A 22,555-nucleotide genomic window follows, 5' to 3' on the forward strand; every position below is an offset into this window, starting at 1 on the left:
TGAGTATGCCAACCCCTATTAATGCGGATTTGCATTGTCACTCGGTGGTTTCTGACGGCACCTTAACGCCTGAGGAGCTGGCCTTACGCGCCCATCAAAATGGCGTGCACCTGTGGTCATTGACCGATCATGATGTCCTAGGTGGTCAGGAGCGTGCGCGCCAAGCCGCCCTCAATCTGGGCATGGATTATCTATCGGGGGTCGAGATCTCGATTAGTTGGATGGGGCAAACCGTCCACATCGTTGGATTAGGGTTTGACGCCAGCAATCCAATCTTGCAGGAGGGCTTGCGTGCCACACGCGATGGTCGTGAAGTACGAGCCCGCCAAATGGCAGCCCAACTTCAGCAAATTGGGATTGAAAATAGTTATGAGGGTGCCCTAAAGTTTGCTGGTAACCCAGAACTCATTGCCCGTACCCACTTTGCACGCTTTTTGGTGGAGCAAAATGTCTGTCGTGACATGGATGAGGTATTCAGAAAATACCTAGTCGCCGGTAAGCCCGGTTATGTCTCGCATCGATGGGCAAGCTTGGATCAGGCGGTTGAGTGGATTACAGGTGCCGGTGGCGAGGCAGTGATTGCCCACCCTGGTCGCTATCGCCTAAATACGATGCAAATGGATGAGCTTTATGCTCGCTTTAAGGATCTCGGGGGTGCTGGGATTGAAGTGGTGACCGGTAGCCATAGCCCTGATCAATACCAAACCTATACAAAGGTTGCTGAGCGTTATGGCTTTATGGCCTCGCGTGGTTCGGATTTTCATGATCCGCAGGAGAGCGATATTGATTTGGGGCATCTTCCTCATCTCCCAGAGCACCTCAAGCCCATTTGGTCGGCCTTTCATTAAATAAGCGACAATCCTCTTTATGTTTGCAGAACGCGTTTTATCCGGCATGCGTCCCACAGGCGCCTTGCATTTAGGTCACTACCATGGCGTCCTAAAAAATTGGGTTCGCCTTCAGGCCGAGTATCCCTGTTTTTTCTTTGTCGCTGATTGGCACGCATTGACAACCCACTATGAGACCCCCGAGGTGATTCAGGAGTCGGTCTGGGAGATGGTGATCGATTGGTTAGCGGCGGGAGTGGATCCCAATCAAGCTACATTATTTATTCAGAGTCGGGTCCCAGAGCATTCAGAGTTATTTCTACTCCTAGCGATGGGCACACCCTTGGGCTGGTTAGAACGGGTGCCCACCTATAAAGACCAAATCGAAAAACTCAAAGAAAAAGATTTACAGACCTATGGCTTTTTAGGTTATCCCTTGCTGCAAGCAGCTGATATCTTGATCTATCGAGCACTCTACGTTCCGGTGGGCGAGGATCAAGTTCCTCATGTGGAGATGACCCGTGAAGTCGCTCGGCGTTTTAACCATTTGTATGGCCGTGAGCCAGGCTTTGAGGAGAAGGCTCTTGAGGCGGTTAAGAAATTAGGTAGTAAGCGCGCTAAGCTCTACCTGGAGTTGCGCAATGCCTACCAGGAACGTGGTGAAGACGAGGCGCTCATGCAAGCACAAGCACTCTTGCAAGAGGCGCAAAGTTTATCGATGGGCGATCGTGAACGTTTGTTCGGATACCTCGAGGGGGCACGCAAGATTATTTTGGTCGAGCCCCAGGCTTTGTTAACTGAAGCAGCGCGCATGCCAGGTCTCGATGGGCAAAAGATGTCGAAGTCCTATGCGAACACCATATCCATTCGGGAGGCGCCTGAGGAGGTGATTCGGTTAGTGCGGACCATGCCAACCGATCCTGCCCGAGTACGACGCACCGATCCGGGTAATCCAGCCCATTGTCCTCTGTGGCAGTTTCATCAGGTGTATTCGGACCAAACGACGAAAGACTGGGCTCAGAAGGGCTGTCAATCTGCGAGCATTGGTTGCCTAGACTGTAAACAACCCGTGATTGATGCCATTTTGCGAGAGCAGCAACCCATGTTTGAACGAGCACAGCAGTATCTAGACGATCCTAGCCTATTGCGCTCCATCATTGCGGATGGTTCAGACAAGGCGCGTAAGGTTGCCCAAGAAACCATGCGGGATGTGCGTGAGGCCATGGGTCTGGACGTTGATTAATTTCGAGTCACGTGCACGCCCCTCTAGAAACCGCTTCTCCTTGGATTGCCCAATACGCTGACCTGATTGTTCCTGGGGGCAAGGTTCTCGATCTTGCCTGTGGCGGTGGACGTCATGCGATCTACCTCGCCAATCGTGGCTTCATGGTGTTCGCGGTTGATCGTGATGCAGAATCCTTGGCTCGCATTCAGCATGATTTTGTAATGACCCAGCCAATCGATCTGGAAGGGGAGGTATGGCCACTCCCCGAATCCGAGTTTGGCAAATGGAATGCCATCGTGGTGAGCAACTATCTCTATCGACCTTACTTGGATCAATTGCCGCATCTTTTGGAAGAGGGCGGTATTTTGCTCTACGAGACCTTTGCAATTGGCAATGAAGAATTTGGTAAGCCTTCCAATCCAAACTTTTTACTCCAGCATGGCGAGTTATTGGATCTCGCCAAGCGACATGATCTGCATGTGATGGCTTATCAAGATGGCTATCGTGAGATCCCTAAGCCAGCCATGGTTCAAAGCCTATGTGCTAGCCGGGGACTGCCCAAAATACGCCATCCGTTACAATTCAATACGACAGTCGCTTAATCAATAAAGCCCTTATGAAATCAGCCATGATGACCGGAAGTATGGTTGCAATTGCAACCCCAATGCATGAAGACGGTAGTCTTGATTACCCCGCATTGCGTTCCTTACTCGATTGGCATGTGAGCGAGGGCACCGATGCGATTGTGATCGTTGGTACCAGCGGCGAGTCACCTACGGTCTCGGTTGAAGAACATTGTGAGTTAATCCGCATCACCGTTGAACATATCAAAGGGCGTATTGCGGTCATTGCTGGAACTGGCGGCAATTCAACCCGAGAAGCGATTGAATTAACGCAATACGCTAAAAAGGTGGGTGCGGATGCTAGCCTGCAAGTGGTGCCGTATTACAACAAGCCTACACAAGAGGGAATGTACGCCCACTTTAAAACGATCGCCGAGCACGTCGATCTGCCGGTCATTTTGTATAACGTTCCTGGTCGCACGGTGGCCGATCTTGCTAATGAGACTACCGTCCGGTTGGCACAGGTGCCGGGCGTGATTGGCATTAAAGATGCAACCGGTAATCTGGAGCGCGGCTCGCTCCTACTGGCCGAGCTTAAACATAAACAGCTGAACCAGTTTGCGGTCTATTCAGGTGACGACCTAACCGCCATATTCCTGATGCTGATGGGTGGGCATGGCAATATTTCGGTAACCGCCAATGTGGCACCTCGTTTAATGAGCGAACTTTGCAAAGCGGCGATCGCAGGCGATGCGAAGCGCGCGCGCGAGATTCAGTATCAATTGTTGGCAGTTCACAAGATGATGTTTATCGAGGCTAATCCCATACCCGTGAAATGGGCCTTGCATCAGATGGGTAAGATTCCAGCCGGAATTCGGTTACCATTGACGCCACTTAGCGAGCCATTGCGTGAGCCCCTGCGTCAGGCGCTGGGCCACGCCGGCTTGCTGTAATTTCGTAAGGATCGAATGCGCCCAGTTCTTCATACTTTATCCTTGGCTTGCGCGGCTATTGCCCTGACTGCATGTAGTAGCTTCAGCAGCATGACCGCTAGCGATAAGGTGGACTATAAAAAGTCTGGCGAAGTGCGCGGTCCCAATCTAGCATTACCTCCAGATTTAATTACGGCTCAAGCAGATCGCCGCTATGTCGTTCAGGATGGTACGGCAACCATGTCGGAGTACAACCAAGCGGTCAAAAAGTCCTCCCAAATGCGTTCGAACGTGCTGACCGGTATCCCTGGGATGAAGATTGAGCGTGACGGTGATCGGCGTTGGTTGGTGGTTGATAAGTCAGCAACCGATCTTTACCCTCAAGTAAAAGATTTTTGGCAAGAGAATGGTTTCTTACTAGTGATTGATTCACCATCGACTGGGATTATGGAAACCGACTGGGCTGAAAATCGGGCCAAGATTCCGCAGGACATTATTCGAAGAACCTTAGGGCGTGTGTTGGACTCTGCCTATGATTCTGGGGAGCGCGATAAATTCCGCACTCGTCTTGAGGTGCAAAAACCTGATGTCACCGAGATCTACATTACTCACAAAGGGGCCATCGAGACCCCAGTAAAAGACAGCTCTGGGGCGATGATTACTACCCAGTGGACTGTTCGTCCAACCGACCCTGAGCTGGAAGCCGTTTTCTTGACCCGTTTGATGGAACGTCTTGGCATGACCCAAGAGCAAGCAAAGGCTCAAGTCGCGGCAACTGCCATGGCACCCAAAACACCGAGAGCGAAGTTAGTGGAAGAGGGCTCTACCACCCGCATCGAAATGACCTCCAGCTTTGATCGTGCTTGGCGCGATGTAGGTCTTGCCTTGGATCGTTCTAACTTTACGGTTGAAGACCGTGATCGTTCACGCGGTATTTACTTTGTTCGCTACGTGAATCCAAAAGATCTAGGAGAGAGCCGCAGTTGGTTTAGTCGTACCTTTGGCTCGAGTAATGATTCAGATAAGAAGGCCAAGCTCTATCGGGTCGTGGTTCAAGTGCGAGGCGATAATCAAGTCGTCATTTTGGTGCAAGACTCCGAAGGCAAGCCCGAGAACACCGCCACTGGTAATCAGTTACTGACCACGCTTGACCGACAGCTCATTAAATAATCTCGGCACACTACCAAAGAAAAAAGGCGCTCAATGAGCGCCTTTCTTCATACAGCTTCAGAATTACTTCTTGGCTGGAGCGGCTGGTGCAGCAGGAGCCGCAGGAGCAGCAGGAGCAGCAGGAGCAGCAGGAGCAGCAGCAGGAGCAGCACCGTCAGCTGGTTTAGCATCAGCAGCAGGAGCGGCTGGAGCAGCAGCTGGTTTAGCTTCTTCTTTCTTACCGCAAGCAGATAAAGCAACGGCCAACATCGCGGCCAAGAGGAGTGACTTCTTCATTGATTTATTTCCTTTAAATTTAAGACGATTTACATCAATTACCGGTAATTGTTGTAAGACCTTGAGCACATATTACGGATGCAATACGACTCAGATCCATTGATGATTATAGCAATCACTACATTATTTGTTCAACGCCATCCGGCAAAATGGGCACCTGCTCAAGTGATAGCCAACCAACGCAATAGGCTTCGTACAGTGAGTTGTCTTTTGTTAAAGGTGGGAGATCCAGCCCCCGATCGGTCTTTTCCGAATGCACCCTTGATAAATCCTTATATTTGCTGGCTTTTTGTATTCGCCCTTGGGTGAGGAAGTGCTGCTGCGCTAGTGTTTGCCAGGCTTTGACAGTGGCCCGATCCTGCCCTTCAGTCACCGCATCCCCATTGCAAAAAACGGTCTCACCACGGATCAATAATCGGGTTTGGGGATGGGGTACCAAGGCCATTTTCTGCAGACAGGCTCGAACTGCGCGGGGACTCAAGACTGGGTCGGGTGGGGTAAAGATTGCATGGGGTTTCGGTTCACTCAAGTAAGCGGTAATCCCATCAATGAACGCAGGGTTCTGATCGAAAGAGATAGTCTGAATTCGTTGGCGGATTTCATCTTCGAGTTGTGAGGGCAGACGCGCAGGATCAGAGGAGGCTTTCTGTTTCGGATCTGCATACATCGCTGCGAGTGCAGGGTCGGACTCTAGGGATTCAGCAAGACGCCATAAACCTTCACTAATGAGCTCACGGTAGGAGGGTGACCGAAACCCCACCGACCAGGTTTGACAGCCCGCATCGAGCGCCACTCCCTCGTGGGCAATATGGGGTGGTAGATACAGTAAATCACCAGGCTCTAATACCCATTCCTGTTCAGGCTTAAAGCGTGCAAGGATCTTGAGTGGTAAATCAGGGCGCAAGCTTAGATCGGCCTGCCCAGAAATTTTCCAGCGGCGTCGACCTTCCATCTGGATTAAAAATACATCGTAGGAGTCGACATGGGGACCCACACCACCCCCAATACCCGCGATGCTGATCATTAGGTCATCTAGGCGTGCGTCGGGAATAAACCGAAACCAGGATAAAACATGGGCGGCAGCTGGGTGCCGTGCTTCAATTCCTTGGATCAATAGCGTCCAATCTCGAGCGCTGCTCGCGGGGATCTCTTTTTTCCGAAACGGACCGTGTTGCAGACGCCATGGTTTAGCTTTCACTAGACGCCCCTCGCTCAGACCATCGCATGCATATCCAAATAGGGCTTTATCAGAGATTGGACTTAACATTGGAAAGCCAGCATTCTTGCTCAGTGCAAAAGCGGGTATGGCTTGGCGGACCAGGAGTGGACATTTATGCCAATACTTCTGCATAAATATTTGGGGACTCAGATTGCCCAAAAGTGGCCACGGCAGATCAAGCGGTAGTGTGGCTGGGGCTTTGGGGGGTTGGTAGCGAGCGCGAGTCTTAGTCAAGTAAAATAGCCTCATTAAGGAAATACATCGCTATGAAGATTGAAAAAAATACCATCGTATCTCTTCGTTACAAACTTAGCGATGCTCAAAACAATATTATCGAAGAACCCGATACCCCGATGGTTTATCTGCACGGGGGATACGCAGGAACCTTCCCAAAGATTGAGAGTTTATTGGATGGCAAAGATATTGGCTTTGAGACCACGGTTCAACTCGAACCTCAAGATGCATTCGGAGAATACGACCCCAATCTTCTCAAAATAGAACCGCGCGAGCGCTTCCCCGAGCCATTGGAGATTGGTATGCAATTTGAAGGCGTACCTGAGGAACAAAGTGCCGAAGAGATTGAAGCTGCCGAAGCCGATGAGGTGGATGATGAGGACGATCAAGAATCGGATACCTTAATCTATACCGTGACCGACCTCGCTGATAAACAAGTCGTGCTCGATGGTAATCATCCGCTTGCTGGAATGGCACTGCGCTTCTGGTTGCAGGTTGAAGACGTTCGTCAGGCGACTGACGATGAGATTGCCAATCAACATCCGCAAAATGAAGACGGCTTTGGGATGGACCTAGCCGATGATGATGATCTGGATGATCTCGATTTATCGGGCACAGGGCAACGCGACCAAGGTCCACGAACCCTGCACTAATGGGCTTACACCCAAAGTAGCGCCTTATTCTTTGAGAAGATTTTTGATGGCGTCGAGCTCGCGCTGCGTTTCTTCATGCGCTTGCGTGTCGCTGGCCTTACCACCCAACTTCGCCAAGGCCTCTTCAAGGGCTTTGATCTTGTGTTCTTGTTCGATGGTGGCATCAATCAAACTCTTCAATGCTAACGAAACAGGGTCATCTGCATTCGGTGTAATGCCATATGCCGAGAAACTTGCTTTGCTGGCATCGCTAGCCTCCTTCGGAAGATCGGGATGCAAGATCCGAGCTGGCACACCCACTGCTGTTGCACCCGCAGGTATCTCTTTGAGAACCACTGCATTCGATCCAATCCGAGCACCATCGCCCACAGTAAATCCACCTAACACCTTGGCTCCCGCACTCACGACCACGCCTTTACCAAGCGTGGGGTGACGTTTGACACCCTTGTAGAGCGAGGTACCACCCAAAGTCACCCCTTGATAGATTGTGGTGTCATCGCCAATCTCTGCGGTCTCGCCAATCACAATGCCAAGGCCATGATCTAAAAATACCCGACGGCCGATGTGTGCACCTGGATGAATCTCAATATTGGTCAGAAAACGTGCCAGCGATGCCAGAAAACGGGCGGGCCATTTAAGACCGAGATTCCATAGGGCATGATTGAGACGATGTAGCCAAATCGCATGTAAACCGGGGTAGCAGGTGATTACCTCCAGCCGGTGCCGTGCAGCAGGATCCCGCGCAATAATCGCGTCTACATCTTCAAATAGAGAACTCAACATAAGGATAGTGTAATCCGTGCGCCTTATTTTCTCAGGAGCATTTGTTTGGCAATGCCGCGTAAGAGATCAATCTCCTCTTTGCGTAAGCGAGTTCTGGCAAACAGCGCTTGCAGACGCGGCATGAGCTTCTTGGGATTTTTAGGATCCAAATAGCCAATCGCCTCTAAGCCTGCTTGCCAATGGTCGAGCATGGCAGCAACAGCCGCAGGATCAGCAAGTTCTGAGAGCTCCTCATTCGCAACCGATGGCGATGGATCTTGGAGAAGGGCTTGGCGCAACCCAAATGCACAGACCATCATAGCCTGGGCCAGATTTAATGAGGGATATGCAGGATTGGCGGGCAAGAAGACCCGGTGGGTGCAATAGGCAAGATCTTCATTCTCAAGCCCAGTCCGCTCAGGACCAAATACCAATGCAACCGAGCGGTTCGATTGCAATGCATCGGTGAGCAAATGAAGACCATCTGCCCAAGATAGTGGGGGTGGACCAAACTCTCGATCGCGACTGGTTAAGCCCAGTACCACGGCACACCCTTGAATACTGGAAGAGAGCATGTCGTGAGTATTGGACTGAGCCAATACATCACTGGCACCACTGGCTAATGCCATCGCATCGGGGTGGGTATGCATGGCCGGTTCGCGGGGCCGTACCAGATGCAGCGTATCAAACCCCATGGTTTTGAGGGCACGCGCCGCTGAACCAATATTGCCCGCATGACTGGTTTCGACCATGATCCAGCGGACCTGGTCGCTGTATTGAGTAAAGGGAGTCTGAGCCATGAATGAATTCGTTTAGAATGTCGTTATTGCGCTAGAGACCTTGTCGACTAGTTTGTTCTTATTTAATTTGTCCACTTATTATGCACCCCATGTTAAACGTGGCTGTGAAAGCCGCTCGCCGTGCCGCAACGATTATCAATCGTGCATCACTCAATTTAGAGCGTTTGCAAATTGATCGCAAGCAACATAATGATTATGTAACCGAAGTGGACAAAGCCGCCGAAGAGGCGATTATCGAGACCCTCAGCGAAGCCTATCCAAGCCATGGTTTTTTGGCCGAGGAAACGGGCGAAGCCACGAATGGCTCCGATCACATTTGGATCATTGATCCCTTAGATGGCACCACCAACTTTATTCATGGATTTCCGCAATACGCGGTATCGATCGCTCTTTCGGTGAATGGCGTTGTGACCCAAGGCGTAGTCTACGACCCCAATCGGGATGAGCTGTTCACTGCTACCAAGGGCAGTGGCGCCTATGTGGATCGCCGCCGCTTGCGAGTGGCCGAGCAAACCAAATTAGAGAATGCATTACTCGGTACAGGATTTCCGTATCGACACGATCAAGACGTGGATCTCTACTTGAAAATCTTCGCTGACATGACTCGCCAATGCGCGGGTCTGCGACGTCCTGGTGCAGCCTCCCTGGATCTTGTCTATGTAGCAGCGGGCCGCTATGACGGATTCTTTGAGAGTGAACTCAAGCCCTGGGATATGGCAGCAGGGGCCCTGATTGTCACCGAGGCTGGTGGCCTTGTTGGAAACTACCGTGGCGAAGAAGGCTTTATGGAAAGCGGTGAGATTATGGCCGCCAACCCGAGGATCTTTGCCCAAATGGCAAATATTCTTAGCAAGTACTCAAGAACAGCTACGTAGATTTCACCAAATCAATGTAGCGCACACCATTGAGGTCAATGCGCAAGGCGCTTGCTTTTGGTAACACGGTCTCCGGATGATCTAGATCCCAGTCAGAGAGTACATAGCGTTGCCATTCTTTATTACCCATACTTTCATGGTGCCGTGCCGGTAAATGGGTATGCCCATGAATCAGACGCTCGGAGCCGTAGGCTCCCATCAGGTTGGCACAGGCCACCAAGGTGACATCGCCCTTATAGCGAGCGACATCCGGGGTATATCGCGCTGCGCGCTCATACTTTGCCGTGCTATTGCTGCGCAAGGTACGGGCAATCCCACGTCGCCACTCCAGGGGGAGTCGCAAAAATAATTTTTGGAGCCAGGGCTTGCGTACCCATTTACGAAACACCTGATAGCCAAGATCATTGGTGCACAGCGCATCACCATGACTAATGACCCATTCATCCCCAGCGATCATGACCTTGGACGGATCGGGCAGCAGCTGCATCCCAGATTTCTTGAGAAAGTCTTGGCCGATTAAAAAGTCACGGTTGCCATGAATGTAATAGGTTTTGGTCTTGCTGGATAAAGCAAAGAGCGCTCGCAGGACCTCTTGCTGAAATGGCGAACGTGCGCCAGCATCATCGCCCACCCAGTATTCAAAGAGATCACCCAAAATAAATACCGACTCGACATCGTTCGTTTCTTTTTCAATAAAGTCAAAGAAACGCTGAGCCGTTAAGGGCATCGACGGGGTAAGATGAAGATCGGAGATCAGCAGGGCGCTGGCGTGCTCTTGCATGCTTAGATCAAAGTATTAGTCGGCAATGACCGATGCTTGCTCAATCACCACATCTTCAGTCGGAACATCCTGGTGGTACCCAGCATTGCCAGTCTTAACCTTCTTAATCTTATCAACCACATCCATGCCATTACTTACTTTTCCAAACACGGCATAGCCCCAACCCTGTGGAGTGGGAGCAGTGTGATTAAGAAAATCATTGTCATTAACGTTAATAAAAAACTGAGCGGTGGCTGAATGTGGATCGCTAGTACGTGCCATCGCAATCGTGCCGCGTTCATTCTTTAAGCCATTATTTGCCTCGTTCTCAATTTGATCGAGCGTCGACTTCTGCTTCATGCCCGCTGCCATACCGCCACCCTGAATCATGAAGTTATCAATCACCCGATGAAAAATCGTGCCATCGTAATGGCCACTCTTTACATAGGCCAAAAAGTTAGCAACGGATTTTGGTGCCTTGGCAGCATCGAGCTCAAGGGTGATATCACCGTGATTGGTTTTTAGAAGAACGCTTGGCATAAATAACTCTCTTATGGTTTAGAAATCGAGGGATTAGGTTGGCTACTGGGTTTGGGTGGCGGAGGGTTCAAGATCTCCTTGATGGCCCGGGCCCGCTGCCCATACTCACGTTGGCTGGGTTGAAGTTTACTCGCACTGGAGTAATAGCGATCGGCTAGGCGCAAGTACACCTCTGCAAGATTGCCCTGGGCCAGCACATAGTCAGGCCTTAGTTTGAGGGCGAGCTCTAAATAATCGCGGGCCTCAATCCATTGCCCTTGATTGGCTGCCAATGCAGCTAGATTGTTATAGGGCTCTGGTAACTCCGGAAACTGCTGGGTAATCTCGATCCAGGTTGCGCGTGCTGCATTGACATCACGCAATTCCACTTGTAGGCGCGCCTTGATAAATCGTAGTTGCACATTGCGCGGCGTTTTCACCAAAGCCGCATCAATCGCTTTGATGGCGTCCGGATATTTGCGTTCCTTGATCAGTTTCTCGATATGCGTGGGAATCGCATTTTTCATGACCGGATCGGGCTCAATAATCAAAAAGGACAGAAACGGCACCGCGATGGATTCTGAAAGTTGGTTATTGCCTGTTTCTGGATTGGGGTTGGTGCTCATGCGCGGTGGATCGGTTGGACCATAGCCACCAAGGTAGGGTTGGGGATTGCTGCTTGTGGAAGAGGGCTGCGCAACACTCGTACCCATTGCCATGAGGCTCAATAGCATTAGCCAACATGGTGGGATCTTGCTTAATTTTCTGGAGATTGGGGCATTGGCTGTCATGGCAAGAAGATCACTAAGAAGGCGCATCATTCGATATACTCATCAGTCTAACAAATTCGTGTGCCGCTCACTCAATACCTTTCAAGCCCCGTCATCCCCAACTACTGATCATGCTGTCGATTTACAACACGCTATCGAGAACCAAAGAGGCCTTTAAACCCATTGAGCCCGGTAAGGTAAAAATGTATGTGTGCGGCATGACCGTGTACGACTATTGCCATTTGGGGCACGCGCGGGTGATGATTGTGTTTGACATGGTAGTACGCTGGTTGCGAGCCAGCGGCTATGAGGTGAACTACGTTCGTAACATCACCGATATTGATGACAAGATCATTACCCGAGCGCTTGAGAACCAAGAACCGATTGCAGCACTCACTCAGCGTTTCATTGACGCGATGCATGCGGATGCTAAAACCCTCAATCTCCTATCACCCGATCATGAGCCGCGGGCTACTCACTACATTGCCCAGATGCAAGGATTAATTGGTCGTCTAATTGAGCGTGAGATGGCTTATCAAGGCGATGATGGCGATGTGAACTATGCGGTACGGCAATTCCCCAGCTATGGCAAGTTATCTGGCAAATCGATTGACGAACTCCAGGCTGGTGAACGGGTCGCCATTAGCGGGGGTAAGCGTGACCCCCTTGATTTTGTGCTCTGGAAATCCGCCAAGGTCGAAGAGCCCGCTGACACTCGCTGGGCTTCTCCATGGGGAGAGGGACGTCCTGGTTGGCATATTGAGTGTTCGGCGATGTCCTGCGAGTTACTAGGACAGCATTTTGATATTCATGGCGGTGGGGCGGATTTGCAGTTTCCTCACCATGAGAACGAGATTGCGCAAAGCGAAGGCGCGCTGTATGGATCGGGTGCCATTGATCAACCCTTTGTGCGTTACTGGATGCACAACGGCCATATCCGCGTCAACCACGAGAAGATGTCAAAATCCTTGGGCAATTTTTTCTTAATCAAAGATGTACTGGCGCAGTTTGACCCTGAGGTAGTGCGCTTCTTTATGCTTAAGGCTCATTACCGTAGCCCCATTAATTATTCTGATCATCAGCTTGAAGAAGCGCGCACCGGACTAACCCGTTTGTATACCGCGCTTAGCGAACTACCAGCTAGTCAAAGCAATAAGGTCGACCCTACCTGGAATGACCGCTTTGTGCAAGCCATGAACGATGACTTCAATACCCCTGAGGCCTTGGCGGTGTTATTCGAGTTAGTGACCGAGAGTCATAAGACGCAGGATACGGAACGCAAGCACGTGCTTCTCAATACCCTTCATCACTTAGGTAACACGATCGGGCTTCTTTATCAGTCACCGCAACAGTTCTTGCAAAGTGGCACGCCTAAAGCCGGCTTGAGCCCAGAGCAGATTGAGGAGCAGATTGCGGCACGCCAGGCGGCCAAGCAGGCCAAGAACTTTGCCAGTGCTGACGCGATTCGTCAGCAATTACTAGACGAGGGTGTCATTTTGGAAGATAAGCCTGGTGGCCAAACCATCTGGCGACGCGCCTAATGCCAAAACCACGAACCAAAAAGCCAAGTTATTGGCAAGACGCCTGTGCTGAGCTCATGAAGCAAGATCGGATCTTGCGCAAACTGATTCCCAAGTATGGCGATGGAATGCTGGGAAGTCGTGGCGATGCATTCACAACCCTAGCGCGCTCGATCGTTGGGCAGCAAATTTCAGTGGCTGCTGCACAATCGGTGTGGAACCGAACCTTGGAGACTCTGAGTCACGAGGTAACGCCGAAACGCGTGCTCGATACTAAACATGACGCCTTACGCGCTTCCGGCCTATCCATGCGCAAGGTGGAGTACATCCGCGACCTCGCCGATCACTTTCATCATGGACGCTTGCAAACCGAGCGTTGGCCCAAAATGGACGATGAGGAGCTGATTAAGGAGTTGAGTGCGATTCGGGGGATTGGGCGCTGGACCGCTGAGATGTTTCTGATCTTTAATTTGATGCGTCCCAATGTACTGCCGCTCGACGATATAGGGCTCATTCGGGCGATCTCGATCAATTATTTTAGTGGCGAGCCCGTAACCCGTCATGAGGCCCGCGAGGTGGCGGCCAATTGGGCGCCATGGCGGACTGTGGCCACTTGGTATATGTGGCGCAGCATTGACCCCATTCCCGTGGAGTACTAATTTTGGGGTAAACCCAAAAAGCACATAAAATTAGGCCATGAAGACCACCTTCCTAGACTTTGAGCAAGCGGTAGCTGAGCTTGAGACCAAAATCGAAGAACTCCGCTATGTACAAGACGAGTCCTCGGTGGATATCTCAAGCGAGCTCAAGGCGCTCTCAGAAAAAAGCCAACAGCTCACCAAAGAGATCTATGAGGGCTTAACGCCTTGGCAGGTCTCTCAGGTGGCGCGTCATCCACAGCGCCCCTATACGCTTGATTACATCCAAGCTTTGTTCACTGACTTTCATGAGTTGCACGGCGATCGGGTTTTTGCCGATGATCAATCGATTATTGGCGGCCTTGCGCGCTTCAATGGCAAACCCTGCATGGTGATTGGTCATCAAAAGGGTCGAGATACCAAAGAGCGCGCGATGCGTAATTTTGGAATGAGTCGGCCTGAAGGCTATCGCAAGGCCATGCGACTGATGCGTCTTGCTGAGAAGTTTGGCTTACCGGTCTTTACCTTCGTTGATACCCCCGGTGCATTTCCAGGAATTGATGCCGAGGAGCGTAACCAATCCGAAGCCATTGGTCACAATCTGTATACTCAAGCTGAACTGAAAGTGCCCATCATTACCACCATCATTGGTGAGGGCGGTTCGGGCGGCGCACTGGCTATTGCCATGGGCGATGTCGTCATGATGTTGCAATACTCAACGTATTCCGTGATCTCACCCGAAGGATGTGCTTCGATCTTATGGAAGACCGCCGAGAAGGCTCCCGATGCAGCCGAGCAATTGGCGCTCACTGCACAACGTCTGAAAGATCTTAAATTGATTGATACGATCGTGCCAGAACCCGTGGGTGCTGCGCATCGAGATTACGAAGCCATGATGGCCAATATGAATAAAGCACTTGCACGCGCTCTCTCGGAGGTCGAAGACCTGTCTGAGAAAGAACTGCTCGAGCGCCGTCATCAACGGTTCATGAGCTATGGCCAGTTCAAAGAAGTCAAAGTCAAAGACGCAAGCTAAACGAATTGGTGTGGCCTTCAGTGGGGGCCTCGATTCCGTGGTGTTGCTTGATGCTGTCAGTAAGGCCTATCCCAACGATGTGGTGTATGCGCTTCATGTGCATCATGGGCTCCAAGCTCAGGCAGATGAGTGGTTGCTGTTCTGTGAGCGTCAAGCAAAACGCTACAAGATTGCCTTTGACTTCCGACTACTGCATTTGCCAATCACTGCGAACATTGAGGCCCATGCACGCCAAGCGCGCTATGAGGCATTGCTTGGGCTGTGTGATCAATATGAACTTGATCATTTATTGTTTGCGCATCATCAGCACGATCAAGCCGAGACCGTGCTCTTGCAACTTTTGCGAGGCGCTGGCCCTGCAGGCCTTGCTGGAATGCCTGCCCATAAAGAACTGCAAACCCCTAATGGTAGAACCGTCCACGTATGGCGACCTCTATTGGAGCAAGACCGTACCCAATTAAAGACCTATGCCAAGCAACACAAGCTGTCTTGGGTGGAGGATCCCAGTAATCAAAACACGCGCTATCGCCGCAACGCCATCCGTAAAAAAATTCTGCCAGAGTTAGAGCAGATTCAGGGTGGGGCAATTGCAAACCTAGCGCGCAGTGCGCAATGGCTTGCTCAGTCGCAAGTTTTGATGGATCAGCTTGCACAGCACGATGCGCGTACCTGGATCAATCGCAATCAACTCACTATTGCGCCATTGATAGCGCTCTACTGCCAAGATCCTGCTCGCGCTACCAATGTGATGCGCTATTGGCTCAAACGCAACCAACTATCCATGCCCTCGACAGAGCGTTTGCAATCCTGGTGGCGTGATCTCCAGTCCTTGCGTGCTGGTGCGAAATTAGAGTGGTTGCATGATCGTCATGCCATCCGAGCGTGGCGCAATGCCTTGCGAATTGAATCTGCGCAAACTTCCAAGCGCGGCCAATGGATTTTTGTGCCAATCCCCGAACGCTCCAATCAAGCAGGTCTTTCATGGGAATACTGCCAACAGGCCAAATCGATTGAGAGTAGACCTCGCGCTGGAGGCGAGCGTTTGAAGATCAAGCCCAATACCCCCAGTAAAAGTCTTAAAAATCTATATCAAGAAGCCGGGGTGCCACCTTGGCAACGCCAAATCCCACTTTTATTTATCGATGGCACCCTCATTGCCGCTGAGGGCCTCGGGGTGAGCATTACTCACTTAACGACCAAGGGCCCGCGCGTTTGGCCCGAGTGGTCCTATTTGGATTAAGAAAAACAAAACCCTGTAAAATCATCAGTTTTGCAATTCAGTAAAACGAATATGTCTTTAATTGTTCATAAGTACGGTGGCACTTCGATGGGATCCATCGAGCGCATACAAAATGTGGCCAAACGGGTTGCGAAGTGGATGCGCGCAGGTCACCAAGTAGTGGTGGTGCCATCGGCCATGTCGGGCGAGACTAATCGCCTGTTAGGGCTTGCAAAAGAATTAAGCACATCCCCAAACCCTAGAGAACTCGATCAAATTGCCGCAACCGGTGAGCAGGTCAGCTCCGGTCTGCTTGCTATCGCCCTCCAAGAACAAGGAATTGATGCGATTAGTTACTCAGGTTGGCAGGTCACGGTGCATACCGATTCGGCCTACACCAAGGCACGGATCATGGGCATTGATGATGCCAAGATCAAAAAAGATTTAGATGCCGGCAGGGCAGTCGTGATCACCGGATTCCAAGGGGTTGATCCACAGGGTAACGTGACCACCCTAGGTCGTGGTGGTTCAGATACTTCTGCAGTTGCTGTGGCCGCAGCCCTCAAGGCTGATGAGTGCTTAATCTATACCGATGTGGATGGCGTTTACACCACCGACCCCCGCGTTTGTGAGGACGCACGTCGCCTCGATCAGATTACCTTTGAAGAGATGCTGGAAATGGCAAGCCTTGGCTCTAAGGTCTTGCAAATACGCTCAGTGGAATTTGCTGGTAAGTACAAAGTGAAGACCCGTGTGTTGTCATCACTAACCGATCCGCTAATTCCGCTTGATCAAGAAATGAAGTCGGGTACTTTAATTACCTTTGAAGAGGACACCACCATGGAAGCCGCTGTAATCTCAGGAATCGCATTTGCACGCGATGAGGCCAAGATCACTGTGATTGATGTACCAGATCGTCCTGGCATCGCCTATCAAATCTTGGGCCCCATTGCTGAAGCCAATATTGATGTGGACATGATTATTCAGAATCAATCGGTTGAAGGTAAGACCGATTTCACATTCACCGTACCACGCGCTGATTATCAAAAAGCCCTCGATCTGCTGAAAAAGAGTGTGCAAGCGCATATTGATGCGAAAGATATTATTGGCGACCCCAAGGTATCGAAAGTATCCGTAGTGGGTGTTGGAATGCGCTCCCACGTTGGTGTAGCCAGTAAGATGTTTAGAACTTTATCGGAAGAGGGCATCAATATTTTGATGATCTCAACTAGTGAGATTAAGATCTCAGTCGTGATTGATGAGAAATACATGGAACTCGCAGTCAGAGCCCTTCATAAAGCCTTTGAATTGGATCAGAAGTAAACTAGCGATATTGAAGTAATACGGAGACGTGGCCGAGCTGGTCGAAGGCACTCCCCTGCTAAGGGAGCATCTGTGCTAAAACACGGATCGGAGGTTCGAATCCTCTCGTCTCCGCCAATCACTAAAGGGAAGAATTCAATGCAACTTCCTCTTATCTGTCGTTTCGCTTTAGTCTCAATTCTTTTTTGCTTTACAAGCTTTGTTCAGGCTGCAACTAAAGATTGCATGTTTGTTTTGATGCATGGCAAGTGGGGCGGCCCGCAATCTCCCTATCTCAAGGAATTAGCCAAGCAAGTAAGTACAGTATGCGAGGTCGAGCTCCGCGAAATGCCATGGTCACGGAACCGTAATTACGATGAAACCTACGAGAGTGCCCTCAATCAATTAGCAGGAAGTGTTAAAGGGTATCGAAATAAAGGCTTTCGGCTAGTTTTTATTGGCGGGCAGAGTTTTGGTGCTAACGCTGCTATGGCATATCAAGCCTATATTGGTGATGCCGATGCAATCATTGCGTTGGCTCCAGGACACTCCCCAAGTTTGATGTACGAGCGTGGCATGACTGGATCAGACCTCGACCGCGCCAAAAAGGCAATTGCTGATGGGAAACCAGACACTCTAATTTCATTTACAGATCTGAATCAAGGTCGACAGAGAGATTTTAAAATTCGGGCCGATGTATTTTGGAGTTACTTTAATCCCAATGGCCTTGGCAATATGACCTTAACCGCTGAACAGTTCAAGAAAAGCACGCCTTTTATGTGGGTCATCGGGCGTTTAGACCCTCTGTATCCATCAGGATCTGCCTATGCATTTGATCGTGTGCCACCAAACCCCAATAATACCTATGTGGTGGTTAGCGCTGACCACGCCACAACCCCAGAGGAAGCTGCTCCGCAAGTGTTGAATTGGGTTAAAAAAGTAAGTACTACGAAGCCGTGAATCAATCTTTTAAAGGCAATAAAAGCTATTTACCCAGTAAGCCTTGTGTGGTATGCGGCCGCACCATGACCTGGCGTAAGTCTTGGGCCAAAAACTGGGAGAGTGTGTTGTACTGCTCTGATGCATGTCGTAAGAAAAAATCAGCTAAATAGCCTAGTTTGTTAGGTATTTACTTAGCTAAAACCCTAAGTCGCCTAGCCTTCACCCTCATTAAGGCGTAGAGTGAATAATCGACACCATAAGGAGACGATCATGAACACCATAAAAATCTTGGCCGCACTATCCGTTGCTGGTCTCGTTGCCGGATGTAACCCCATGGGTGGGGGCTCAGGACAAAAAGCAAGCGCGAACTTAGAGTCGCGATCGGGCTCCAGTGTGAAAGGTGATGTGCAATTTGTATGGCAAGGTAGCGATGTCATGGTGACCGCTCGGGTTAGTGGACTCAAGCCAAACTCCGAACATGGTTTTCATGTCCATGAGAAGGGTGATTGTTCTGCGCCAGATGCGATGAGTGCTGCGGGGCACTTTAATCCCGATGGAAAGGCCCATGGATCTCCCGGAAGCTCACACAGCCATTCTGGTGATTTGCCAAATCTCAAGGCTGATGCCAATGGCAACGCAAATTACTCAGCGAAAGTTCATGGTATTACAGTGAACACTGGTCCTGCCGGAATCGTTGGCCGCTCAGTCGTGATCCATCGCGATCCGGATGACTACAAATCACAACCCGCGGGTAACTCAGGCCCTAGACTTGCTTGTGGCTTGATTCGTAGTACTTAAATCAATTTAGACCAAGCGTTTACAGACGGCGTCTGTGAACTGCTTGGTACTTGCTGTACCTTTAAGATCCCCAGTGCGGATCTGGTCAACATTGAGTGTATCGATAATGGCAGTGCGTAAACGCGTTGCTAAATCCTGTTTACCCACATGATCGAGCATCATGGCCGATGCCAACAGAATGGAGATCGGATTAGCAATCCCTTTGCCAGCAATATCGGGAGCCGAGCCGTGCACAGCCTCAAAAATCGCAGTGTTGGTACCAATATTTCCCCCCGGTGCCATTCCAAGACCACCAACCAAGCCTGCAATCTGATCCGACAAAATGTCGCCAAAGAGATTGGTACATAGCAGCATGTCAAAACGCCAGGGATTCATGACCAGCTGCATGGCGCAGGCATCCACAATCATGTCTTCGATCTCAACCCGACCTTCATACTCTTTCGATACATCCCGTGCGGCATCCAAAAAGACGCCAGTGAGAAGCTTCAGAATATTGGCTTTATGTACAACGGTAATCTTCTTGCGACCATTCTTGAGGGCATACTCAAAGGCAAAGCGCGCAATTCGTTTACTACCTTCATAGGTGTTCATGCCGGTTGAGACGGCTACGGCTTTGGGATTGTCACCCACCGGAATTAAGTACTCATGGGCTACATAGAAACCACCCAAGTTCTCCCGAATCAACACGATATCGATGTCTTCATAGCGACCAGGGATCATCGTTTTCGCAGGGCGCACATTGGCATACAACTCAAACTCCTCACGCAAGCGAACATTGGAGGAACGAAAGCCGCCACCAACAGGCGTGGTGAGAGGCCCCTTTAAGGCCAGATGATTCTGACGAATACTTTCCAGAGTTTGAGCGGGCAAGGGATCACCCAGTGCCTCAACACCTGCAACCCCGGCTTGCTGAACGTCCCAGGCAAATGGGCTGCCTAGGGTTTCAAAGATCTGGATGGTCGACTCGACGATCTCAGGGCCAATTCCGTCTCCGGGGATGAGGGTAGCGGTCAAGGGCTTCGATGAACTCATGATGGGTGCTTAGATTATGATCAGAATTCTTTATTTTAGATCCTTTGAGCGAGCACTCGACAAAATGACCAATCCAATACCAACCAACATCCAAGAGCAACTCTTTACTCAAGCAAGAACCGTACATGCCTTTGAATCACACCCCATCAGTGACGAACAAATTAGCCAGTTGTATGAGCTGATGAAGTGGGGGCCGACCGCGTTTAATGCACAGCCTGCACGCTATGTCTTTGTGCGCAGTGAAGCAGCAAAAGAGCGCTTATTGCCTGCGTTGAGCCCAGGAAACGTTGCACAAGTGAAAAGCGCATCGGTCACCGTGATTATTGCTTACGACACGCAATTTTATGAGCACTTACCAAGTCTATATCCGGCCATGGACGCCAAACCCTTCTTTGAAGGAAAGCCAGCAGCGACCGAAGTGGCTGCTTTACGGAATAGCTCCTTACAGGGCGCTTACTTACTATTAGCTGCACGTAGTTTGGGTTGGGATTGTGGGCCGATGTCAGGGTTTGATCCTACTAAAGTAAACCAAGCATTCTTTCCAGATGGTCGCTATCACGCAAATTTCTTGATGAATATTGGTATTGCAAATCCGAGCGGGATCTATCCACGAGGTCCACGTTTAGCCTTTGGGGATGTTGCCCAGATCCTCTAAACTGAGAACTCATTTAACAAAAGGAAGAACCATGGGCTATTTTCCAAGCGATACACTGCGCCGCGTGATGATGGCGATCTTTGTGATCCTCGCGATCATTGAGCTAAGCCGTGGATCATGGTTCTTTATTGTGGATATCCTGTTTGCCTTGTCACTTTCACCAAAGATCTTGGCCACTGTGATTGGCATCTTCAAACGCAAAGAATAAGTTCAGGATTGCGGGGGTATCGAGTAGGTCGCCGTGGCATGGGCGATTGGATCGGGGTCAGTTCCTGAGTAAATGAAGACCTCTCCAACCACTAGGCTCTTGCCCAGCTTCAGCAGTCGAGACTGAGCACGGATTTCAGGGCTGGGCTTTGGCCGTCGTAAGAAATTAATATTCAAGCTAGTAGTGACGGTGAGTGGCACGATACCGATCTCACCAAGAATCGCCACATAGACTGCAACATCAGCAAGTGCCATCATGGTTGGACCTGAAACCGTCCCACCTGGGCGTAGCTCATCCTGACCCACCGGATGGATAACCAATGCTGTACGATCACCCACTTCCTTGATCTGACACTTGGTTTGCGGAAAATCTTTCTTCAAGAAGGCGGCGATTTGGTCTCGGGTAGCTGACATACAAAGTGAATCCTAATTGATTGGATCAATCATTTTAGGCGAGCCCAAAGAGTGGTTTAATACAGGGATGCGTATTTCTATTTCTCTCTCCAGTTTTCTGATATCAGCCGCGACCGCTAACCTAGCACTTGCGCAGGTATCACCGCTCCAGCCCAATGAACTGAAGGCCATCAATGAGCAACCCTTAGTGCCCCAACAAGGTGTCATGGGTAAACCTAAGCCATTGCCACCAGAGACCGCACCGCAAGGCATCATTGTGGGTCCCAGCTATCAAAGCGACACCCGAGGTGAAGCAGAGGCGAAGTCTTTAGAGGACAATTCAGTGCAACCCATGAACCCCCGTGAGGGATTAATCACGATCCCATTTAATTAATTCGCATTATTGATGTTGTTTCGTTCGCTTTGCAGTGTTTTGCTTTGGGCATCTTATTCTTTGGTATGGGCCTCATCCAATCCTTATGATCTCAATCTTCAGGTCTACCCCAAGGGGGATCGATTTCAGATCATTGCCAATTACAAAGTTACCTTGAGTCCATGTCAGGCTTTGCTATACCTCAAGGACTATGAGGGCGCGAAATCGATACCCGGAATTAAAGAATCAAAGATTCTGAGAAGAAGCGGAAACCAAGTGATCGTAGAGCGAGTGGTGGAGGACCGAATTCTCTTAATCCCCATTGAGTTACGCTCCACCGTGCAGTACAAGGAGCTTTCAGATCAAATCATCGACTTTGAACAAATTAGTGGTGACGCTAAGTTGTATCAAGGAACGTGGCGAATCGAGCCTGAAGGAAATGCAAGCCGCCTCCAGTTTCGAGCAAATGTCGAGCTCGATTCCATCGTGCCAAATTTTATTGTTGAATACTTTATTAAGAACCAAATGAGTAAGCGCTTTGAAATGATGGCAGAGAACGCGAATCAGCGCGCCGCAACACTAAAACTAAGCTGCCCTTAACAAAAAGCCCGACGGGTATGCCGCCGGGCCGTACCACTCTTCTGAGTGGTTATCGTCGCTACGGGAGTTTGCTGTCCCGTATTGAGAGGGGCACAGGAATGTACCCACTAAGACTGGTACTGCTACCAGGCGGGTCACACAATGACTGCGACACCACGACTTCATCTTAGGATTGGTACGAAGCACTGTCAAGCAAAGTAATCATGAAATTTATTTATCAATAATTGATTGAAGCAAATCGGTATAAGCCAATGT

28 protein-coding genes and 1 tRNA gene are annotated in these 22,555 nt (G+C 50.3%); 20 read left to right on the plus strand and 9 right to left on the minus strand.

What is annotated here, in order from left to right; translation table 11 throughout:
* Positions 1-5: 5 nt before the first annotated feature.
* Genes QUE61_RS04115 through bamC form a run of 5 tightly spaced genes read left to right on the plus strand, consistent with a single transcriptional unit; the run spans position 6 to position 4,717 of the window.
* Positions 6-848 (plus strand): 3',5'-nucleoside bisphosphate phosphatase, encoded by an 843-nt coding sequence (locus QUE61_RS04115; RefSeq protein ID WP_458574728.1) that lies wholly within the window; start codon positions 6-8, stop codon positions 846-848.
* 19 nt (positions 849-867) lie between these two features.
* The gene (locus QUE61_RS04120; RefSeq protein WP_286307905.1) at positions 868-2,070 is read left to right on the plus strand and encodes a tryptophan--tRNA ligase; all 1,203 of its coding nucleotides are present in this window, start codon (positions 868-870) and stop codon (positions 2,068-2,070) included.
* 11 nt (positions 2,071-2,081) lie between these two features.
* The gene (locus QUE61_RS04125; RefSeq protein WP_286307907.1) at positions 2,082-2,654 is read left to right on the plus strand and encodes a class I SAM-dependent methyltransferase; all 573 of its coding nucleotides are present in this window, start codon (positions 2,082-2,084) and stop codon (positions 2,652-2,654) included.
* A gap of 14 nt (positions 2,655-2,668) precedes the next feature.
* Positions 2,669-3,568, plus strand: a complete 900-nt coding sequence (gene dapA / locus QUE61_RS04130) for a 4-hydroxy-tetrahydrodipicolinate synthase (RefSeq protein ID WP_286307909.1) — start codon at positions 2,669-2,671, stop codon at positions 3,566-3,568.
* A 15-nt stretch (positions 3,569-3,583) separates the two neighbouring features.
* Positions 3,584-4,717, plus strand: a complete 1,134-nt coding sequence (gene bamC, locus QUE61_RS04135; RefSeq protein ID WP_286307911.1) for an outer membrane protein assembly factor BamC — start codon at positions 3,584-3,586, stop codon at positions 4,715-4,717.
* Positions 4,718-4,780: 63 nt separating this feature from the next.
* On the opposite strand, the gene QUE61_RS04140 is transcribed toward bamC, so the two are convergent.
* Together QUE61_RS04140 and QUE61_RS04145 are read right to left on the minus strand one after the other, a co-directional pair.
* Positions 4,781-4,993, minus strand: a complete 213-nt coding sequence (locus QUE61_RS04140) for a hypothetical protein (protein WP_286307913.1) — start codon at positions 4,991-4,993, stop codon at positions 4,781-4,783.
* Between the two features lie 118 nt (positions 4,994-5,111).
* Positions 5,112-6,446, minus strand: a complete 1,335-nt coding sequence (locus QUE61_RS04145) for a cupin domain-containing protein (RefSeq protein WP_286307915.1) — start codon at positions 6,444-6,446, stop codon at positions 5,112-5,114.
* 32 nt (positions 6,447-6,478) lie between these two features.
* On the opposite strand from QUE61_RS04145, the gene QUE61_RS04150 reads away from it, so the two are divergent.
* Positions 6,479-7,099 (plus strand): FKBP-type peptidyl-prolyl cis-trans isomerase, encoded by a 621-nt coding sequence (locus tag QUE61_RS04150; protein WP_286307917.1) that lies wholly within the window; start codon positions 6,479-6,481, stop codon positions 7,097-7,099.
* Between the two features lie 24 nt (positions 7,100-7,123).
* Here the strand turns inward: QUE61_RS04150 and cysE are convergent, their stop codons facing one another.
* Both cysE and QUE61_RS04160 read right to left on the minus strand, forming a co-directional pair.
* Positions 7,124-7,882: a serine O-acetyltransferase gene (gene cysE / locus QUE61_RS04155; protein WP_286307919.1), complete on the minus strand. Its 759-nt coding sequence runs from the start codon at positions 7,880-7,882 to the stop codon at positions 7,124-7,126.
* Positions 7,883-7,905: 23 nt separating this feature from the next.
* On the minus strand, positions 7,906-8,661 hold the full coding sequence (locus QUE61_RS04160; RefSeq protein WP_286307921.1) for an RNA methyltransferase: 756 nt from the start codon (positions 8,659-8,661) through the stop codon (positions 7,906-7,908).
* Positions 8,662-8,741: 80 nt separating this feature from the next.
* Between QUE61_RS04160 and QUE61_RS04165 the strand changes: the two genes are divergently transcribed.
* Entirely contained in the window at positions 8,742-9,536 is a 795-nt protein-coding gene (locus QUE61_RS04165) for an inositol monophosphatase family protein (RefSeq protein ID WP_286307923.1), read from the plus strand.
* On the opposite strand, the gene QUE61_RS04170 is transcribed toward QUE61_RS04165, so the two are convergent.
* The 3 genes from QUE61_RS04170 to QUE61_RS04180 are packed head-to-tail and all read right to left on the minus strand — an operon-like array spanning position 9,529 to position 11,636.
* On the minus strand, positions 9,529-10,317 hold the full coding sequence (locus tag QUE61_RS04170) for a UDP-2,3-diacylglucosamine diphosphatase (protein ID WP_286307925.1): 789 nt from the start codon (positions 10,315-10,317) through the stop codon (positions 9,529-9,531). The two genes, QUE61_RS04165 and QUE61_RS04170, sit on opposite strands and share 8 nt — an antisense overlap.
* A 15-nt stretch (positions 10,318-10,332) precedes the next feature.
* Positions 10,333-10,836 carry a peptidylprolyl isomerase gene (locus QUE61_RS04175; RefSeq protein WP_286307927.1) on the minus strand — a complete coding sequence of 168 codons (504 nt, stop codon included), beginning with the start codon at positions 10,834-10,836 and terminating at the stop codon, positions 10,333-10,335.
* Positions 10,837-10,847: 11 nt separating this feature from the next.
* The gene (locus QUE61_RS04180; RefSeq protein ID WP_286307929.1) at positions 10,848-11,636 is read right to left on the minus strand and encodes a tetratricopeptide repeat protein; all 789 of its coding nucleotides are present in this window, start codon (positions 11,634-11,636) and stop codon (positions 10,848-10,850) included.
* A gap of 80 nt (positions 11,637-11,716) precedes the next feature.
* Between QUE61_RS04180 and cysS the strand changes: the two genes are divergently transcribed.
* The 9 genes from cysS (at position 11,717) to QUE61_RS04225 (ending at position 19,040) form a co-directional block, all read left to right on the plus strand.
* A complete protein-coding gene (gene cysS, locus QUE61_RS04185) occupies positions 11,717-13,126 on the plus strand; it encodes a cysteine--tRNA ligase (RefSeq protein WP_286307930.1) in 1,410 nt (469 codons plus the stop codon).
* Positions 13,126-13,764 carry a DNA-3-methyladenine glycosylase family protein gene (locus tag QUE61_RS04190; RefSeq protein ID WP_108508298.1) on the plus strand — a complete coding sequence of 213 codons (639 nt, stop codon included), beginning with the start codon at positions 13,126-13,128 and terminating at the stop codon, positions 13,762-13,764. The genes cysS and QUE61_RS04190 overlap by 1 nt, the downstream gene beginning before the upstream one ends.
* A 37-nt stretch (positions 13,765-13,801) precedes the next feature.
* The gene (locus tag QUE61_RS04195; protein WP_286307931.1) at positions 13,802-14,779 is read left to right on the plus strand and encodes an acetyl-CoA carboxylase carboxyltransferase subunit alpha; all 978 of its coding nucleotides are present in this window, start codon (positions 13,802-13,804) and stop codon (positions 14,777-14,779) included.
* The gene (gene tilS, locus QUE61_RS04200; RefSeq protein ID WP_286307933.1) at positions 14,739-16,019 is read left to right on the plus strand and encodes a tRNA lysidine(34) synthetase TilS; all 1,281 of its coding nucleotides are present in this window, start codon (positions 14,739-14,741) and stop codon (positions 16,017-16,019) included. Before QUE61_RS04195 ends, tilS begins: the two co-directional genes overlap by 41 nt.
* A gap of 51 nt (positions 16,020-16,070) precedes the next feature.
* Positions 16,071-17,321, plus strand: a complete 1,251-nt coding sequence (locus tag QUE61_RS04205; RefSeq protein WP_286307935.1) for an aspartate kinase — start codon at positions 16,071-16,073, stop codon at positions 17,319-17,321.
* 22 nt (positions 17,322-17,343) lie between these two features.
* Positions 17,344-17,438, plus strand: a tRNA-Ser gene (locus QUE61_RS04210).
* A 21-nt stretch (positions 17,439-17,459) separates the two neighbouring features.
* A complete protein-coding gene (locus QUE61_RS04215) occupies positions 17,460-18,260 on the plus strand; it encodes an alpha/beta hydrolase (protein WP_286307937.1) in 801 nt (266 codons plus the stop codon).
* Positions 18,257-18,412, plus strand: a complete 156-nt coding sequence (locus QUE61_RS04220) for a DUF2256 domain-containing protein (protein WP_286307939.1) — start codon at positions 18,257-18,259, stop codon at positions 18,410-18,412. Before QUE61_RS04215 ends, QUE61_RS04220 begins: the two co-directional genes overlap by 4 nt.
* 100 nt (positions 18,413-18,512) lie before the next feature.
* Positions 18,513-19,040 (plus strand): superoxide dismutase family protein, encoded by a 528-nt coding sequence (locus tag QUE61_RS04225; protein WP_286307941.1) that lies wholly within the window; start codon positions 18,513-18,515, stop codon positions 19,038-19,040.
* Between the two features lie 6 nt (positions 19,041-19,046).
* Here the strand turns inward: QUE61_RS04225 and QUE61_RS04230 are convergent, their stop codons facing one another.
* Positions 19,047-20,072, minus strand: coding sequence for an isocitrate/isopropylmalate dehydrogenase family protein (locus QUE61_RS04230; protein WP_286307944.1), 1,026 nt, complete (start codon positions 20,070-20,072; stop codon positions 19,047-19,049).
* A 64-nt stretch (positions 20,073-20,136) separates the two neighbouring features.
* Here QUE61_RS04230 and QUE61_RS04235 point away from each other — a divergent pair, with 64 nt between their 5' ends.
* Together QUE61_RS04235 and QUE61_RS04240 are read left to right on the plus strand one after the other, a co-directional pair.
* Positions 20,137-20,727, plus strand: coding sequence for a malonic semialdehyde reductase (locus tag QUE61_RS04235; RefSeq protein WP_286307945.1), 591 nt, complete (start codon positions 20,137-20,139; stop codon positions 20,725-20,727).
* Between the two features lie 31 nt (positions 20,728-20,758).
* Positions 20,759-20,935, plus strand: a complete 177-nt coding sequence (locus tag QUE61_RS04240) for a hypothetical protein (protein ID WP_286307947.1) — start codon at positions 20,759-20,761, stop codon at positions 20,933-20,935.
* Between the two features lie 2 nt (positions 20,936-20,937).
* Here QUE61_RS04240 and QUE61_RS04245 read toward each other — a convergent pair whose 3' ends face one another.
* Positions 20,938-21,348, minus strand: coding sequence for a PaaI family thioesterase (locus QUE61_RS04245; protein WP_286307949.1), 411 nt, complete (start codon positions 21,346-21,348; stop codon positions 20,938-20,940).
* 67 nt (positions 21,349-21,415) lie between these two features.
* Between QUE61_RS04245 and QUE61_RS04250 the strand changes: the two genes are divergently transcribed.
* Positions 21,416-21,721 carry a hypothetical protein gene (locus tag QUE61_RS04250; protein WP_286307951.1) on the plus strand — a complete coding sequence of 102 codons (306 nt, stop codon included), beginning with the start codon at positions 21,416-21,418 and terminating at the stop codon, positions 21,719-21,721.
* Positions 21,722-21,733: 12 nt separating this feature from the next.
* Positions 21,734-22,300 (plus strand): SRPBCC family protein, encoded by a 567-nt coding sequence (locus QUE61_RS04255; protein WP_286307953.1) that lies wholly within the window; start codon positions 21,734-21,736, stop codon positions 22,298-22,300.
* Positions 22,301-22,555: the final 255 nt, after the last annotated feature.

The organism is Polynucleobacter sp. HIN5 (assembly GCF_030297555.1).
Taxonomy (GTDB): domain Bacteria; phylum Pseudomonadota; class Gammaproteobacteria; order Burkholderiales; family Burkholderiaceae; genus Polynucleobacter.

Bases quoted from the DNA above. Each gene is read 5' to 3' on its own strand.
- QUE61_RS04115 (WP_458574728.1), top strand. From the start codon at position 6: ATGCCAACCCCTATTAATGCGGATTTGCATTGTCACTCGGTGGTTTCT.
- QUE61_RS04120 (WP_286307905.1), top strand. From the start codon at position 868: ATGTTTGCAGAACGCGTTTTATCCGGCATGCGTCCCACAGGCGCCTTG.
- dapA (WP_286307909.1), top strand. From the start codon at position 2,669: ATGAAATCAGCCATGATGACCGGAAGTATGGTTGCAATTGCAACCCCA.
- bamC (WP_286307911.1), top strand. From the start codon at position 3,584: ATGCGCCCAGTTCTTCATACTTTATCCTTGGCTTGCGCGGCTATTGCC.
- QUE61_RS04140 (WP_286307913.1), bottom strand. From the start codon at position 4,993: ATGAAGAAGTCACTCCTCTTGGCCGCGATGTTGGCCGTTGCTTTATCT.
- QUE61_RS04150 (WP_286307917.1), top strand. From the start codon at position 6,479: ATGAAGATTGAAAAAAATACCATCGTATCTCTTCGTTACAAACTTAGC.
- cysE (WP_286307919.1), bottom strand. From the start codon at position 7,882: ATGTTGAGTTCTCTATTTGAAGATGTAGACGCGATTATTGCGCGGGAT.
- QUE61_RS04160 (WP_286307921.1), bottom strand. From the start codon at position 8,661: ATGGCTCAGACTCCCTTTACTCAATACAGCGACCAGGTCCGCTGGATC.
- QUE61_RS04165 (WP_286307923.1), top strand. From the start codon at position 8,742: ATGCACCCCATGTTAAACGTGGCTGTGAAAGCCGCTCGCCGTGCCGCA.
- QUE61_RS04170 (WP_286307925.1), bottom strand. From the start codon at position 10,317: ATGCAAGAGCACGCCAGCGCCCTGCTGATCTCCGATCTTCATCTTACC.
- QUE61_RS04175 (WP_286307927.1), bottom strand. From the start codon at position 10,836: ATGCCAAGCGTTCTTCTAAAAACCAATCACGGTGATATCACCCTTGAG.
- QUE61_RS04180 (WP_286307929.1), bottom strand. From the start codon at position 11,636: ATGATGCGCCTTCTTAGTGATCTTCTTGCCATGACAGCCAATGCCCCA.
- cysS (WP_286307930.1), top strand. From the start codon at position 11,717: ATGCTGTCGATTTACAACACGCTATCGAGAACCAAAGAGGCCTTTAAA.
- QUE61_RS04190 (WP_108508298.1), top strand. From the start codon at position 13,126: ATGCCAAAACCACGAACCAAAAAGCCAAGTTATTGGCAAGACGCCTGT.
- QUE61_RS04195 (WP_286307931.1), top strand. From the start codon at position 13,802: ATGAAGACCACCTTCCTAGACTTTGAGCAAGCGGTAGCTGAGCTTGAG.
- tilS (WP_286307933.1), top strand. From the start codon at position 14,739: ATGGCCAGTTCAAAGAAGTCAAAGTCAAAGACGCAAGCTAAACGAATT.
- QUE61_RS04205 (WP_286307935.1), top strand. From the start codon at position 16,071: ATGTCTTTAATTGTTCATAAGTACGGTGGCACTTCGATGGGATCCATC.
- QUE61_RS04215 (WP_286307937.1), top strand. From the start codon at position 17,460: ATGCAACTTCCTCTTATCTGTCGTTTCGCTTTAGTCTCAATTCTTTTT.
- QUE61_RS04225 (WP_286307941.1), top strand. From the start codon at position 18,513: ATGAACACCATAAAAATCTTGGCCGCACTATCCGTTGCTGGTCTCGTT.
- QUE61_RS04230 (WP_286307944.1), bottom strand. From the start codon at position 20,072: ATGAGTTCATCGAAGCCCTTGACCGCTACCCTCATCCCCGGAGACGGA.
- QUE61_RS04235 (WP_286307945.1), top strand. From the start codon at position 20,137: ATGACCAATCCAATACCAACCAACATCCAAGAGCAACTCTTTACTCAA.
- QUE61_RS04240 (WP_286307947.1), top strand. From the start codon at position 20,759: ATGGGCTATTTTCCAAGCGATACACTGCGCCGCGTGATGATGGCGATC.
- QUE61_RS04245 (WP_286307949.1), bottom strand. From the start codon at position 21,348: ATGTCAGCTACCCGAGACCAAATCGCCGCCTTCTTGAAGAAAGATTTT.
- QUE61_RS04250 (WP_286307951.1), top strand. From the start codon at position 21,416: ATGCGTATTTCTATTTCTCTCTCCAGTTTTCTGATATCAGCCGCGACC.
- QUE61_RS04255 (WP_286307953.1), top strand. From the start codon at position 21,734: ATGTTGTTTCGTTCGCTTTGCAGTGTTTTGCTTTGGGCATCTTATTCT.